The following is a 13,559-nucleotide window of genomic DNA, read 5'->3' as shown; positions in this document are numbered from 1 at the left end:
TCACCGAGCCGGTCGAATCCGAGAAGAAACAGAAATGCTCGAAACGGCTCTAAGCCTGTCAGCCAGCCCTGTGGCTTCCAACGTCGGCCGAATTTGATCGGTTGCGCTTCGCCGCCAGGGTAAAGGCAGCGATGACGACAACCGGCACCGCCAGAAATGCGAACTTGGTCACGACAAGCGCCGAGGCCAGCGACATCGACCTTGAGCCGGCCGATGCCGGGTCGGACAGGATGCGCGCAACGACGATGTTCTGGGCATAGTCTGATATCATGTAGGGCAGCACCAGGGTCAAAGCCGTGACCGAGCGCATGGTTTCGGACAAGCTCGAAAAACGCTTGAGACGCTCGCCTGATTTCAGCATCAGGCTGACCAAAGTGGCTGACAGCAGTGCCGGGAAGATCAGATCGAAGGTCAGATAGTGCCAGACGAGAATGATCTCGGCACCCGGCCGCCCCATGGCCGCGATCCAGGCAAAACCCTCGGCCTCGGAGAAACCGAGAAAACGCAGGTCGAGCGACGGCAGGCCGCCGCTCAGGCTGCGGAAATAGAGGAACTCCAGCATCGTCATGGCGGCGAAGACCGCCGCCGTGGCGACACATAATGCGGCCGCGTGGCGCCGCAGCCGCAGCACCATCAAATCACATGCCGCCCGGATAGTTCGGGCTTTCGCGGGTGATGGTCACGTCATGCGCGTGGCTCTCGCGCAGGCCGGCGTTGGAGATGCGCACGAAGGTGGCGCGCTCGCGGAAATCGGCCAGGGTGCGACCGCCGACATAACCCATGGCAGCCTTGAGGCCGCCGGCGAGCTGGTGCAGCACACCGCCGACCGGGCCCTTGTAGGGCACCTGGCCCTCGATGCCCTCAGGCACCAGCTTGAGCGTGTCGCGCACCTCGGCCTGGAAGTAGCGGTCGGCCGAGCCGCGCGCCATGGCGCCCACCGAGCCCATGCCGCGATAGGCCTTGAACGAGCGGCCCTGGTGCAGATAGACCTCGCCCGGGCTTTCCTCGGTGCCGGCAAGCAGCGAGCCGATCATCGCAGCGCCGGCGCCAGCGGCAAGCGCCTTGGCCAGATCGCCCGAATATTTGATGCCGCCGTCGGCAATGACCGTGACGCCGGACTTCTGGGCAGCCTCGACGGCCGACATGATGGCCGAAAGCTGCGGCACGCCGACGCCTGCGACGATGCGCGTGGTGCAGATCGAGCCTGGTCCGATACCGACCTTGACGGCGTCGGCACCTGCATCGATCAGCGCCTGGGCGCCGTCGGCGGTGGCGACGTTGCCGGCCATGATGCGGACCGAGTTGGAAATCTTCTTGGCGCGGGCAACTGCGTCGAGCACGCGCTGCGAATGGCCATGCGCTGTGTCGATGACGAGCAGGTCGACGCCGGCATCGATCAGCCGTTCGGCGCGCTCGAAGCCGTCATCGCCGACGCTGGTGGCCGCTGCCGCCCTGAGGCGTCCCTGCGCATCCTTGGAAGCGTTCGGGTTGAGCTGCGACTTCTCCATATCCTTGACGGTGATGAGGCCGACGCAATTGCCATGCTTGTCGACGACGAGCAGCTTTTCGATGCGGTGCTGGTGCAGCAGGCGCTTGGCCTCGTCCTGCTCGACCGTCTCCTTGACGGTGATCAGGTTCTCGCGGGTCATCAGCTCATAGACCTTCTGCGAAGGGTCGGAGGCGAAACGGACGTCGCGGTTGGTCAGGATGCCGACAAGACGGCCGGTCTGGTGACCGCCGGTGCCGCCATTCTCGACGACCGGAATGCCTGAAATGCCATGCGTGCGCATCAAGGTGAGCGCGTCGGCCAGCGTGGCATCCGGGCCGATGGTGACGGGATTGACCACCATGCCGGATTCGAACTTCTTGACCTGGCGGACCTGCTCGGCCTGCTCGACCGGGGTGAAATTGCGGTGGATGACGCCGATGCCGCCGGCCTGGGCCATGGCAATCGCCAGCCGCGCCTCGGTCACTGTGTCCATGGCCGCCGAAATGATCGGCACGTTGAGGTCGATGTCGCCGGCAATGCGGGTGCTGATGTCGGTCTCGCCGGGCATGACCTCGGAATGGCCGGGCTGCAGCAGCACGTCGTCAAAGGTCAGCGCCAGAGCGCCGGTGGAGGATTCGATGATTTTTGCCATGGCCAACCTCGGAATGCGTGAAGGGACGCTGGAACCATTGGTATGCAGCGTCGACTCGTCTTTTCCCTTTCAGGATTGGCGGTGGCTGGTACCACGTCTTCGAAGCGATGAAAAGCGCATGATGACGGCCAATTGCACGCCGCGCAGATCGGCCGGCTTGCGCCCGGCACGACAAACATGGCGGCAAGGACGACAACGACTTCCTGTCGACACATCCGCCAACCTCGGAACGCATCGCCGAGACGATGCGTTATGCCCGCGAGGCCGGCACCTCGAAGTATCTGGCCCTGAATTGCAAAAGGCGCTGGCTACGGACATATCAAGGCATCCGTGATAACGCTCGGTTGCGGTCGAACCAGCGACCGCCTTGCGTCAGACTTCCTGCCCCCCGGACTTGCCCCGCGTGAACAGAACCACCCCGCTGATCCTTGCCGTCGCCCTGTTCATGGAGAACATGGATTCGACCGTCATCGCAACGTCCTTGCCGGCGATCGCCACCGACATCGGTACGAGCCCGATCGCGCTCAAGCTGGCGCTGACGGCCTATCTCGTCTCGCTCGCCATCTTCATCCCGATCAGCGCCTGGATGGCCGACCGCTTCGGCGCCAAGCTGGTCTTCCGCGTCGCCATCGGCGTGTTCATGCTGGGCTCGGTCGCCTGCGCCGTCTCTGGTTCCCTAGGCGAGTTCGTGCTGGCGCGCTTCCTGCAGGGCATGGGCGGATCGATGATGACGCCGGTGGCGCGCCTGGTGCTGGTGCGCACAACTGAGAAGAGCGGGCTGGTGTCGGCCATGGCGACGCTGACCATCCCTGCCCTCATCGGCCCACTGATCGGCCCGCCGGTCGGCGGCTTCATCACCACCTTCTTTGCCTGGCATTGGATCTTCCTGATCAACATCCCGATCGGCGCGATCGGCATCTGGCTGTCCGGGCGTTTCCTGCCTGAAATCCCGCCCGAGCCGACACGCCCGCTCGACGTCACAGGCTTCTTCCTCTCGGCCATCGCCGCCTCGGGCATCGTCTTCGGCCTGTCGGTCGTCAGCCTGCCGGCATTGCCGCCGGTCGTTGGCGTCGTGACCATCGGCATCGGCGTGATCAGCGCCCTGCTCTATGTCAGGCACGCCAGGGGCAGGGATTACCCGCTGCTGCAGCTCAAGCTGTTTTCCAACCCGGTGTTCCGGACGGCCATTGCGGGCGGATCGCTGTTCCGCATCGGCGTCGGCGCGACGCCGTTCCTCTTGCCGCTGCTGTTCCAGCTCGGCTTCGGGCTGACGCCGTTCCAGTCCGGCATGATCACCTTCGCAACCGCTGCGGGCGCGCTGACGATGAAATTCGTGGCGCCGCGCATCCTGCGCACTGTCGGCTTCCGCACCGTGCTTCTGGTCGCCTCGGGCTGCTCGGCCTGCCTGATCGCCGCCAACGGCTTTTTCACGGCCGAGACGCCTTACCTGCTGATCCTGTCGGTGCTGTTCCTCGCCGGCTTCCTGCGCTCGATGTTCTTCACCTCCACCAACGCTCTGGTGTTCGCCGATATCGAGCCGGCGCAGAGCGGCCAGGCAACGGCGATTTCGGCGGCCGCCCAGCAGATCACGGTGGCGCTCGGCGTTGCCGTCGGCGGCGGCGCGCTGGAGTTGTGGAGCGTGTTCACAGGCCAGGCCATCGGCGGCGCAGGCTTCACCTTCGCCTTCCTGGTCATTGCCGTCATCACGGCCCTGCCGATGCTTTTGTTCGCGCGGCTGGCGCCCGACGCCGGCAAGGCTATTTCAGGTCATGGCGGGCAGAGGCCCACAGTCGAAGAGCCGCAACAGCTATGACGGGTCGGGGGCAGCCCTGCCCTTGAAGTCCTTGGCGAGCAAATAAAGCTCGGCCGATTCGTCGCGCGAGGCCGGCGGCTTGACGTGATGGACGCTGCGGAAATTCTGCTTGAGCAGGTTCAAGAGCTCGGCCTCGGTGCCGCCCTGGAAGGTCTTGGCCAGGAAGTGGCCGCCCGGCTTGAGCACCGAAATGGCAAAATCGGCGGCGACCTCGCACAGATGCATGGTGCGGATGTGGTCGGTGCGGCGGTGGCCCGTCGTCGGCGCCGCCATGTCGGAGAGCACGACGTCGGGGGCGCCGCCGAGCGTTTCCGAAAGCCGCTGCGGCGCGGCGTCATCCAGAAAATCCATCAGCAGCACGGGCGCACCGGGCACGGCATCCATTTCGAGATAGTCGATGCCGACGACATGCGGGTTCTCGGCGGTCGAGCCGGTGCGGGCCGCCGCCACCTGGCACCAGCCGCCGGGCGCGGCACCGAGATCGATGATCTTCATGCCGGGCTTGAGCAGATGATGCTTGTCGTCGATCTCGATCAGCTTGTAGGCCGCGCGCGAGCGGTAGCCGTCGGCCTTGGAGCGCTGGACATAAGGATCGTTCATGTGGCGCTCGAGCCAGCGGCGCGACGATTCCTTGAGGCCGCGCTTCTTCTTGATCTTGGTGCGCATCACGCGTGTCGCGCCTGCCGCCACCTCCGGCTTAGTCGGCTTCTTGGTCATCTCATTTGTCCGTTTCGCCAGTTGCGGCGCCACACGCCGTCATCGGCCATCAATTCGCTCAATATGCCTTCGCGCAAGCCCCTGTCGGCGACACGCAGCCTTTCCGACGGCCACACCGCGCGGATCGCCTCGAGAATGGCGCAGCCGGCGAGCACCAGGTCGGCCCGGTCGGCACCGATGCAGGGATTGGCGACGCGCTGCTGGAAATCCCAGCCGAGCACTTTTTCGACCATGCGGTCGACGCTTGAGCCGTCCATCCACAGGCCGTCGACGCGGCGACGGTCGTAGCGGTCGAGTTCGAGATGCACGCCGGCCAGCGTGGTCACCGTTCCAGACGTTCCGAGGAGGTGGAATTTCGGGCTGGAGACGATGTGGCTCAGGCGGTCGCGCCCGTCGAAGGCGCGCAGCCGCGTCGCGACATCCTCGACCATGGCGGCAAAGATCTCGCGCGTCACCGTGCGGCCGCCGAATCGCTCGGCGAGCGAGACGACGCCGACAGGCAGCGAGGTCCACGAGACGATATGATTCGCCAGGCGCGGCGAACGATGGCGCGAGACGTCGATCAGCGCGATCTCGGACGAGCCGCCGCCAATGTCGAACAGGACGACGCCGTCGGTGTCGCGCTCGACCAGCGAGCCGCAGCCGGAAACGGCAAGCCGCGCCTCGGTCTGGCGGTCGATGATCTCGAGCTTGAGGCCCGCTTCGCGTTCGACGCGGTCGATGAACTCGGCCCCGTTCGCTGCCGTGCGGCAGGCTTCGGTGGCGATCAGCCGCGCCTGCCGGATCTTGCGGTTGCGCAGCTTGTCGCTGCAGACCTTGAGCGCCTCGACGGCGCGGTCCATCGCCGGCTGGCCCAGCCGCCCCGATACCGACAGTCCCTCGCCCAGCCTGACGATGCGCGAGAAGGCATCGATGACACGGAACTGCCCGGGCCTGCCTGGTACGGCGACCAGCAAGCGGCAATTGTTGGTGCCGAGGTCGAGCGCGGCAAAGACCGGCAGCTCGGCCGTCGGCACGCGACGTGCCAGCTCGGCCTGATCCGGCCTGGGTGCGGGACCAGGTTTTGCCGGCGGCATGTTCGGCTTGAGTGCGGCCGGCGGGATGGCTGTTTCAGCCTGTCCGCCGCCGGCAACGGGTTGTGCGCCATCGCGCGCAAAAACCTTGCGCCCGCGCCGGCGCTTGCGCCTTTTCCGGGTCTTTGTCTTGTGTTGCGCAGCGTCCCCTTGGCCGTGACCGTTGACCGGTCGTGCGGCGGCCTGACGGCCCTTTTGAGATCGGCCGGCGCTGTGACGCGACGACCCATCCCGGGAGACACCCGCATCCGACGCGTCAGCGCCGGGCTCGCGGTCCTTCACCTTGCAACTTCCTTCTGGCGCCGCGCGAACCTTTCGGACGCTGCACGCGCATCTCATCTTGTGTTGCGGCCACAGTATCAGCGTGCGCGCCGATCACCAAGGCCGCCCGCGTCGTAATTTGCCGCCCGGCATGCCGGACGCGCCGGGCTTGCGCACAGAAAACCGCAGCTCGGGTTGAATAGCCGGCTTTGATGGGGCAAAGCTGGAACCCCACCCGGTCGTGCGAGCGGACGCATAGCCACAATACGAGGTATCGAAACGCCAGACCGAAAGGAGTGGGCAAGCGCAGCCGCATGAGAATCAAGGACTTTATCTGGCCCGTCATCGGGCTCGGCGCCGTCGCCGTTTCTGCCTGGCTGCTCTACAATGAGTGGCGCGAAATCTCCCTCAACGATGTCTGGAGCGGGCTCGCCGCCATCCCGTCGCATGGCTGGATCCTGTCGGCATTGAGCTCCGTCGTCGCTTATGCCGCGCTTGCCGGCTATGACCACATCGCCCTTCTGCACCTGCGCAAACGCGTGTCGTGGTTCTTCGTCACCGTCTGTTCCTTCACCACCTATGCGCTGTCGCACAATATCGGCGGCTCGGTGTTTTCGGGCGCCGTCATCCGCTATCGCGCCTATGCCAGCAAGGGTTTGACCGGCCAGGACGTCGGCGTCCTTGTCGGCATCTGCTGGTTCACCTTCGTGCTGTCGAGCGTCTTTGTCGGCGCCGTGGTGATTCTGCTCGAGCCCGGCCTGCTCGACCGCTACACCGAAGGCAGCCATGAAGGCTGGTGGATCGCACTCGGCATTGCCATGCTCGTATCAGTCGCGGCTTACGTCTTCGGCAGCTGGCTGCATCTCAAGCCGCTCGCCATCCGCAGCTTCCGCCTCTATTACCCGTCCCTGCCCATCGTCGCGCGCCAGCTGATCATCGGCCCTCTGGAAATCCTGGCAGCGGCTGCGATCATCTATTTCGCCCTGCCCACTGAGAACAATCCCGGCTACCTGATCGTGCTCGGCATCTTCCTGGTCTCGTTTGCGGTGGCGCAGGCATCACATGCGCCGGGCGGCCTCGGCGTGCTCGAAGTGGTTTTCCTCACCGGCCTGCCGGAAATGGACCCGGCGACAGTGCTTGCCGCGCTTTTGGTTTTCCGCCTGTTTTATCTCATCATTCCGCTCATTCTCGGCATCGTCGCCGTGCTTGGGTTCGAGCATTCGCAGTTCGGACGCAGCGGCAACACGGACAAGAGCTGAAAACCAAAATTGCCGCTGTCTGTGGGGTTGACTATTTCCCGGCGGCGGCTAAAAGGCGCGCACCGGCGGCGTTGAACAAGCGTCGCGGCCGACACCAGATCGGCCTTGCTGGGGAATAGGTTAACGGTAGACCCACGGACTCTGACTCCGTTAGTCCTGGTTCGAATCCAGGTTCCCCAGCCAATTGATTTTCCTACGTTTTTTCATCTTTCCAGTCAGAACATTTCAGGTCAGTTTGTCGGTCGGTTTGCTTTTTTCGTTCGCGTTTCGAGCTTCCTTATAGCCATGCGGGCCAATTCGGGATCGCGGTGCAGATAGTTCGAATCGAGGATCGAGCGGACATCGCGCAGCGTGTGGCCGGTGATCGTCGCAATCTGAGCCTCTGTACAACCGACGAGCGCGAGACGCGTGACTGTCGTGCCGCGAATATCATTGAAGGTCACGCCGACAACCCCAGCGGCCATGCAGGCCTTGCGCCAGGACGAGCGGAAACCATCAGCGGTCCAAGGCTCGCCATCACTGTTCAGCAACATCAGTCCTGCCTTCTGGCGGCGAGCGTCCAGAATATCGCGTAGCGGCTTCCCGACCGGCACGACAACGCGGGTGCCAGTCTTGGACTGCTGCAGTCGAATATCCGTTCCGTCGTACTGCATCCAAGTCAACCGGAGCAGATCTCCTTGTCGCTGCCCCGTCCAGAGAGCAAGTAGCAGCGGGAGGTGCAGGTGCGCCGGTGCGCTTGAAAGGAATGCCTTTTCATCGTCATCCGTCCAAACCTTGTCGGCCCGGCTGCCGCGATAGAGGCGCCCTCCCTTTTCACAAGGATTCGCGATGACAAGGCCTCGGCCGTGCGCCCATGACAGTATCCGGGCTAGCACTTGCCAGCCGTAGTCAGCCTGGCGACGCGAGGCCTTGGCGCGCTCGTCGCGCCACTCCATGAAAATTCCGCGCGTGCGGCGATCTACGAGGCCAGCGAGGGGGAAGTCGCCAAATCTCTGTTCAATGAGCTTGATGAGCTTCACGTAATCCTTGCGGGTCCGCTCAGCCAGGTCATCCCAATCGGAGGACGCCTGAAAGCCCTGCATGATTGAGAGCAACGTCCCAGTCGGGGACTGAACCTTACGAGCTACCGCTGCGTTGTAGGCAGCCTGAAACTCTGCCTCTCCCGGCTTTCCTGGTAGCCTGGGACCATTCTTCCAAGCGTAATAATACTTCCGGGTACTGCCGTCGGAGAGGCGCTTGGTGGCGCTATGGATGCCCTTAAGCCGAACGTGCATGGCGCTTCATCCACTCGTCGACGGGATTACCGGCCTCGACCGCTACCTCTGCGGAGGTGACCAGCACGATCTTGCCAGTTGCCGGGTCAATCTCAACGCGCCCGATGTTGACCCCAGCAGCCGTCGCGCCCTTGATCGCGCGAACCAGGTCAACCTGCTTGAATTGGACGTGTCGGGCCATGGCTATCTTCCACTCGAATGTCGGCGGGCGGACGTGGGACCGGAGACCTGAAAGGAACCCACGCCCGCCCTTGGCAAGGCTGTTCAAACCGAACCACAGCCCTGCCGATCTAAATCAGAACGATCCGTTGAGGCGGAACTTTCCGCCGCCAAGCGCCACGCCGAATTTCTTGTTGCTGCCGACCGTGGTGGTCAGCATTTTCGCCGCAGCATCGTAATAAGTTAGGACGCCGGCGGTGAATGCGTCCCCCGCCTTCAGCGGCAGCTTGTTGAACACGCCCTCGAGGCGTGTTTGCACCGGATCGCCGGTCAGTGCGCCGTGCACGGCAATTCCGATGATGACGCCGACATTCACAATATCTCCCGGCTCAACATCGGCTGGCGCGGTAAGCTCGACGGTGTTTCCGTCTTGAACAAGGTTCTTCATAGCTGGTTTCTCCTATTCGACGCCCGGGTTCTTGTACGCGCCGCGGTGGTCGAGCCAGCCCGTAGCAAACGTCGTGGTTACACGGGTGGCCACGGCGAGTTTGCCAATCGGGGCCTCCGACCGAACCTCCGGATCCTCCATCCCGTTGACGGTTCCATGCTCCAGGCTCATCTGCCGCTCAGGACGAGCAAACAGATACCAAGCCTTCGGATCGGCAAAGCGAGACTCGACAACCAGGCGCAGCTTGCCGCTGAACGGATTGACATCATCGGAGTTCGCCGCCGACAGCGTCGCCAGCAATTGCTCGCCCTTGGTTTCGAGCTCGGGCGGCACGACCAGAAATGCCGGCTCGATGCTTACGCTACGCTCGCCGTCGAGGTCCTTCTGGCGACGCATCGCGAGCCGACCGTCCGATAGGCCGTTGACGTCGAGAGCGCTACCGAGAGAAGCCAGATTGCCGTGATCAGCATGGAATACGGCGTTGCCGTCGGACATTGCCGGGTTGCTGGTGATACGGTTCACGATCAGCCTAGCCTTATGATCGGCCAGCGTCTCGCCGATCCGAAGCGACGGCAGCATGAGCAGGCCCAGATTGTCGTTCTGGATCGCCTGGATGGTTAGCTCGATCAGGCGCGAAAAAATCGTGGCGGAATATTCTTCGGCCTTGTCGCTCACCGTGCCGTACTGGACCTCGCCGCCCTCAGGAACTTCTTTGAGTTCCGGAAAGAGCCCGACCCGGACACGCTTGACAGGCTTGAAGTCCTCGATGTCATGCGTCTCGTGCGAGATACGCATGATGTCCGGATAGTTCATGATGTAGGACGCGAGGGCGGCAACGCCGGTGGCGTCCCGCATGATCTGCACGAAATCATCGCTGGTCATCATCGCCATGATCGAGCGGGCTTGCCCGCCAACCTTGGCGTTGAGCGAGGACACGACATCCTGGAAGCCTACAGCGGGATTGGACCGGACTGCATCCTGTCCGAAAGCGGCGCGAACGATGCCAGGGCTGTAGCGAGCGAGCAGGCCGACCGCGAGCGGATCAAAGCCTTGCAACGGATTGGGGGTGAGTGCTGGTGCTGTCGTCATGTTTCCTTTTCCTCAGGTGCGCGTGATGAACTCGTCCCAAGAGGTCGGACGGCTAGGAGTGTGGCTGCCGTTTCTCGGCGACGGGCGCCCAGAAACACGCGGCCCGCGATGTGCTTCCAGCCGTTCGGCCTCGTACTGGCCGCGCTGCGCCTCTGTGTCGGCAGTTTTCTGCACCGACGCCTTGAGTTCGTTCAGTTCTTTTTCGAGACGATCGGCGCGTCCGCCCTCGGTTTCTCTAGCCGACGAAGTTGCGAGGCCGGGGACACTCCAATTCTTAGAGTGCGCAAGGTTCGTAAGCGCCTCTGGTGCGTGGGCGTACAGCCGGTAGTCAAAGGCTGCAAAAGCAATAGCGGAAGAATGCTCGACTTCCGTTGCGTAGCCCTGCTCGACCGCCTCGTCGCCAGTGAGCCATAGTTCGGCACGCATCGCAGCCCGAACTGCAGTCAGATCGTTACCGGAGCGCTCGGCATAGATGGATGCCATTTGTTCTGCGAGCCGATCCAAAGAGGCAATGGCTCGCTGATGATCATCAGACGTTCCATGCGTCAGCACTGCCGGTTCGTGCAGCATCAGCAGCGAGCCCGAGCGCATCGTAATCTTTGCGCCCGCCAAGGCGATGATTGAGGCGGCAGACGCGGCAACGCCGTCGACGATGATGTGAACTTCGCCCTTATGGGCAGACAAGGCATTGAAAATGGCGATACCGTCGTAGGCATACCCGCCGCCCGAATTGATGCGTACAACAATGTCATTGCCTCGGCCATGCTCGGCCAACGCTTCCAGCACATCGGAGGCGCGGAAGCCGCCCTCTCCCGGCCATTCGAAGCCGACGGCGCCGTAGAGAACGATTTCGCCGTTCTGATAGACGCTCACGCGGTCCTCCCCGGCCATTCGGCCTGCAGCTGCGCCTCGATCCGGTCGAGATTGACCAAGACACTGCGATGAACCCAGCTGTTCGTGACAAACTCGCCGGCATCGTGGGCGCGCAGAATTTCGCCATACCAGGCGCCGGGAACCTCGGCGCGAAGCGGCTCGTTCGAGCCTTCCGGATAAGTCGCGGATGCGTGCTCGCCTTGCCAGGCGACGAAAATTGCTGCGCCGTCCTTGAACCCATATAGGCCGCCCTGCGTCAGACGGCCGGCGTCCTTCGGGTCCATCCCAATGTTGTCGACAAGATCGAAGAAAACCGCGAGACGCATCACCTCCGACACCGTCCATTCGCGCGGCTTGCCGGGTTCAGAAAACAGGCGGGGCAGAAACTGCCCGCGCGAAATCGCCTGCTCTACGCGACTGCGATGAACGTTAAGCACTTCCGCAACCTGTTTAAGGCTGATTGGGTGATCCATTGCGCGAACCTCTTTCAGTTTGTCAGAGCTTCAAATTGCGCATGCTCTGACAAACTGTCAATACTTTCCGACAGTTTATTTTTGTCCGAACACCGCCCCGAGATCCTCGGGGCTAAACTGGAACCCACTTCCCAGCAGTTCAGCGAGGAATTCGTTCTTCGAGGACACTTCAGCCAGGGTCGCCGGTCGATAGGCGAACACTTCCTGGCGCGCGCGATATTTTGCATCATACGCGGCTTCGGTTGCCCGCTCGGCAGCCGCCAACCCCGAACTTTCCCAGGCTCGGTCGTGAGCGACTTGCAGGTCCTGGAGATTGGTAATCGCCGCGGCACGCTCCTGGTCCACTTCGACGCTTATCCCCGCCTTCAAATAGCGGTCGATGTCTTCAGGGGTTTCGGCCGTCCATTGGTCCCAGGACGGCGCGCCGGTTTCCGGATCGACAACACGTCGGTGGCCGATCTTCACAGCCACCCTGGGCAACACAGTAGCCGTCAGAAGTTCGCAATATTCGGCGTAAAGCTGCTCATCCTCGGCCTCTTTCCACCTGTAGTCGGCAACTAATCCAGCCAGCGGCGAAGGACCGTCTATGACGAAAAACGCAACCGGGTATTCGCCACGCGACCCCGGCCAGACTTCAGCGCGCCAACGCCCACCTTCCACTTCACTCATTACATCGGCAAGTTCGTCGGAAAGTTGCCGCGCGCGAACCCAAGGATGCTGGGCAACATCGTTGCTGGCGAAAGCGGGCGACACTAGTGAGACTCCCGCGCCGGCAATCAAATTGCGACGGTTAAGCGTGGGCAAGCCTTCGGCGGCTGCCCGAACGGTGGCGTTCGGCATTTGCAATTCTCCGGAGACATGGTATCAACAATAATTATTGATATACATCAGCCGGAAACGGCGTCAACAAAAATTGTTGAGCCACATATATGACACCATCACAAGCCAGGGCTGGTCGAGCGCTTCTAGACTGGTCGCAGACCCGTCTCGCCAAAGAATCGGGTTTAGGCCTTTCGACCATTGTGGACTATGAGAAGCAACGGAGGCACATCTCCGAGATCGCACGTAACCTAATTCGCGAGGCGCTAGTCGACGCGGGAATCATCTTTATCGATCCGAACGGCGAAGGCCCTGGTGTTAGACTTCGCAAAGAGAATTTCGAAGCGGACGTTGCAGAAAGGGCAAGCAAAGCGCTTCGGGCCATAAAGTCTAAGGACGAAAAGGCATAATGTCCTTGCACCTCTAACATCGGATATGCTCCCCGCCACCCCACGGCATAGGGCGACTGACGCATAACTGTCGCGTCCGAGATACCACCGCGAAAGCGGCGTTGAGACAACTCGCCATGGCTGGCCTTGCCGACGGCCCTAGACTCATCCAACGATGCGCTTTGTCAATCGACTGGAGGGATCGCCGATGGATGACGAAGTCAGCGCAACGATGATAACCAACATGTACGCTGGCAGTTTGGCCGCCCAGGTCATTCAGGCATGTGAAAAAGCACGCGTGAAGGTCACCGGCCGACGGATAGAAGCTGCGCTTAGACTGCTGGTACCGGAAGGCGCAGCCGATTCACCCGCCTTCCACGCTCTGCTGCCTCTGGTCGAAAGTCAGGTCGCCCGTATCCAGGCTGCAGCTGGTCTCTTGCGGTAGGTTTTGTCCCCCGCCGCCCCCACCAAAACGCTGGCCCAACGCGAACTATCGCAGACGCACCCCCCTTTCACCGAGACAGCGCGGCAACGAAACGAGCGGCGGCTGGCGTGTGATCGCCATTCGCCGCGAGCAGCGTGCCTAGCTCTTTGACAGCTGCGTCTTGACCATAGGCTTTGGCCAATACCCTAATGGCGGACCCGACCGCGTCGGCTAGGTCAACCAGCTCCTGTCGATGCTGCACTAGGTTGGCCGCCAGGACTTCGAACGGATTGACGGCCTCACCGCACTCCTTGCAGGAGAAATCGAACGCTGCCCGCATCGGCTCG

General features: G+C 62.6%; 16 protein-coding genes and 1 tRNA gene. 5 read left to right on the top strand and 12 right to left on the bottom strand.

All coding sequences use genetic code 11. The features are described from left to right. Positions 1-58: 58 nt before the first annotated feature. Together Amn_RS12030 and guaB are read right to left on the bottom strand one after the other, a co-directional pair. Positions 59-634: a hypothetical protein gene (locus Amn_RS12030; protein WP_286297270.1), complete on the bottom strand. Its 576-nt coding sequence runs from the start codon at positions 632-634 to the stop codon at positions 59-61. Between the two features lie 4 nt (positions 635-638). Beyond that, positions 639-2,141 (bottom strand): IMP dehydrogenase, encoded by a 1,503-nt coding sequence (guaB, locus tag Amn_RS12025; RefSeq protein WP_286297268.1) that lies wholly within the window; start codon positions 2,139-2,141, stop codon positions 639-641. A gap of 403 nt (positions 2,142-2,544) precedes the next feature. On the opposite strand from guaB, the gene Amn_RS12020 reads away from it, so the two are divergent. Next, a complete protein-coding gene (locus Amn_RS12020) occupies positions 2,545-3,954 on the top strand; it encodes an MFS transporter (protein ID WP_286297265.1) in 1,410 nt (469 codons plus the stop codon). On the opposite strand, the gene Amn_RS12015 is transcribed toward Amn_RS12020, so the two are convergent. Together Amn_RS12015 and Amn_RS12010 are read right to left on the bottom strand one after the other, a co-directional pair. Beyond that, positions 3,949-4,671 (bottom strand): RlmE family RNA methyltransferase, encoded by a 723-nt coding sequence (locus Amn_RS12015; RefSeq protein WP_154385590.1) that lies wholly within the window; start codon positions 4,669-4,671, stop codon positions 3,949-3,951. The two genes, Amn_RS12020 and Amn_RS12015, sit on opposite strands and share 6 nt — an antisense overlap. Then, positions 4,668-6,026, bottom strand: a complete 1,359-nt coding sequence (locus tag Amn_RS12010; protein WP_286297262.1) for a Ppx/GppA phosphatase family protein — start codon at positions 6,024-6,026, stop codon at positions 4,668-4,670. Before Amn_RS12010 ends, Amn_RS12015 begins: the two co-directional genes overlap by 4 nt. 293 nt (positions 6,027-6,319) lie before the next feature. On the opposite strand from Amn_RS12010, the gene Amn_RS12005 reads away from it, so the two are divergent. Both Amn_RS12005 and Amn_RS12000 read left to right on the top strand, forming a co-directional pair. After that, the gene (locus tag Amn_RS12005; RefSeq protein ID WP_286297260.1) at positions 6,320-7,264 is read left to right on the top strand and encodes a lysylphosphatidylglycerol synthase transmembrane domain-containing protein; all 945 of its coding nucleotides are present in this window, start codon (positions 6,320-6,322) and stop codon (positions 7,262-7,264) included. Between the two features lie 109 nt (positions 7,265-7,373). Continuing rightward, positions 7,374-7,447: transfer RNA gene (locus tag Amn_RS12000), tRNA-Gln, on the top strand. A 47-nt stretch (positions 7,448-7,494) separates the two neighbouring features. On the opposite strand, the gene Amn_RS11995 is transcribed toward Amn_RS12000, so the two are convergent. The 7 genes from Amn_RS11995 to Amn_RS11965 form a co-directional block, all read right to left on the bottom strand. Then, the gene (locus Amn_RS11995; protein WP_353622428.1) at positions 7,495-8,346 is read right to left on the bottom strand and encodes a tyrosine-type recombinase/integrase; all 852 of its coding nucleotides are present in this window, start codon (positions 8,344-8,346) and stop codon (positions 7,495-7,497) included. A gap of 175 nt (positions 8,347-8,521) precedes the next feature. Beyond that, a complete protein-coding gene (locus Amn_RS11990) occupies positions 8,522-8,719 on the bottom strand; it encodes a hypothetical protein (RefSeq protein ID WP_286297256.1) in 198 nt (65 codons plus the stop codon). Between the two features lie 114 nt (positions 8,720-8,833). Next, positions 8,834-9,145: a DUF2190 family protein gene (locus Amn_RS11985; protein WP_286297254.1), complete on the bottom strand. Its 312-nt coding sequence runs from the start codon at positions 9,143-9,145 to the stop codon at positions 8,834-8,836. A gap of 12 nt (positions 9,146-9,157) precedes the next feature. Then, positions 9,158-10,234: a phage major capsid protein gene (locus Amn_RS11980; RefSeq protein WP_286297252.1), complete on the bottom strand. Its 1,077-nt coding sequence runs from the start codon at positions 10,232-10,234 to the stop codon at positions 9,158-9,160. 12 nt (positions 10,235-10,246) lie between these two features. After that, positions 10,247-11,107: a head maturation protease, ClpP-related gene (locus Amn_RS11975; protein ID WP_286297249.1), complete on the bottom strand. Its 861-nt coding sequence runs from the start codon at positions 11,105-11,107 to the stop codon at positions 10,247-10,249. Further along, a complete protein-coding gene (locus tag Amn_RS11970) occupies positions 11,104-11,580 on the bottom strand; it encodes a hypothetical protein (RefSeq protein ID WP_286297247.1) in 477 nt (158 codons plus the stop codon). Before Amn_RS11970 ends, Amn_RS11975 begins: the two co-directional genes overlap by 4 nt. Before the next feature lie 75 nt (positions 11,581-11,655). Next, positions 11,656-12,420: a hypothetical protein gene (locus tag Amn_RS11965; protein WP_286297245.1), complete on the bottom strand. Its 765-nt coding sequence runs from the start codon at positions 12,418-12,420 to the stop codon at positions 11,656-11,658. An 89-nt stretch (positions 12,421-12,509) separates the two neighbouring features. On the opposite strand from Amn_RS11965, the gene Amn_RS11960 reads away from it, so the two are divergent. After that, the gene (locus tag Amn_RS11960; RefSeq protein WP_286297244.1) at positions 12,510-12,809 is read left to right on the top strand and encodes a helix-turn-helix domain-containing protein; all 300 of its coding nucleotides are present in this window, start codon (positions 12,510-12,512) and stop codon (positions 12,807-12,809) included. A gap of 187 nt (positions 12,810-12,996) precedes the next feature. Next, positions 12,997-13,233 (top strand): hypothetical protein, encoded by a 237-nt coding sequence (locus Amn_RS11955; RefSeq protein WP_286297241.1) that lies wholly within the window; start codon positions 12,997-12,999, stop codon positions 13,231-13,233. Between the two features lie 67 nt (positions 13,234-13,300). Here the strand turns inward: Amn_RS11955 and Amn_RS11950 are convergent, their stop codons facing one another. Continuing rightward, the gene (locus tag Amn_RS11950; protein ID WP_286297239.1) at positions 13,301-13,552 is read right to left on the bottom strand and encodes a hypothetical protein; all 252 of its coding nucleotides are present in this window, start codon (positions 13,550-13,552) and stop codon (positions 13,301-13,303) included. Between the last annotated feature and the right edge of the window lie 7 nt (positions 13,553-13,559).

The sequence above is a fragment of the Aminobacter sp. Y103A genome (genome assembly GCF_030294925.1).
GTDB lineage: Bacteria > Pseudomonadota > Alphaproteobacteria > Rhizobiales > Rhizobiaceae > Aminobacter > Aminobacter ciceronei.
This window is presented reverse-complemented; position numbering and strand designations above follow the sequence as displayed.